1 protein-coding gene is annotated in these 650 nt (G+C 48.2%); it reads right to left on the reverse strand.

The genetic code is table 11. From position 1 onward, the window contains the following. On the reverse strand, positions 1-650 hold a 650-nt coding region (locus R7E78_RS27475; RefSeq protein WP_318058798.1), incomplete at both ends, for a TerC/Alx family metal homeostasis membrane protein.

The following is a 650-nucleotide window of genomic DNA, read 5'->3' on the forward strand; positions in this document are numbered from 1 at the left end:
CAAACTTGTCCAGCATCGCTTGCAGCACGAAGTACAGCGAGCGTAAGCCTAACAACGCGAATACGTTAGCCGCTAACACCAAGAATGGCTCGCGAGTGACCGCAAAAATAGCCGGAATTGAATCGAGTGCAAACATCACATCCATCACGGCGATCACGCCTACTACAATTAACATTGGCGTCGCAACCCACTTCCCTGCTTGCTTCAAGAACATATGATTACCTTGATACTCATCCGTCACTGGCAGCAATTTACGAATCACTTGCTCTGGGTATGGGTTCACTTCTTCCTCTTCACCTTTGTCGCGAGCAAGCTTAATGCCTGTCCAGATTAGGAACGCCGCAAATAGGTAGAGTACCCAATGGTATTGGGCGAGCAGCTGCGCACCGACAGCAATCATAATTGCTCGCAGGACCAACGCGCCAATCACGCTCCATAGTAACGCGCGAGGACGAAGATGCTCTGGCACTTTGTATTGGGCAAATATGATGGCGAAGACAAATAAGTTATCAACGCTTAACGACTTTTCGAGCAAGTAACCAGTTAGGAATGACACGGTCGCTTTCTCATTGCTGTAAGCACTATGAGGAGCGTAAACGTCCCAAAAGAAATAGATGGAACCTGCAAAAAGAAACGCGAGTAAGAACCAG

It is taken from the genome of Vibrio sp. YT-19(2023) (assembly GCF_033337395.1).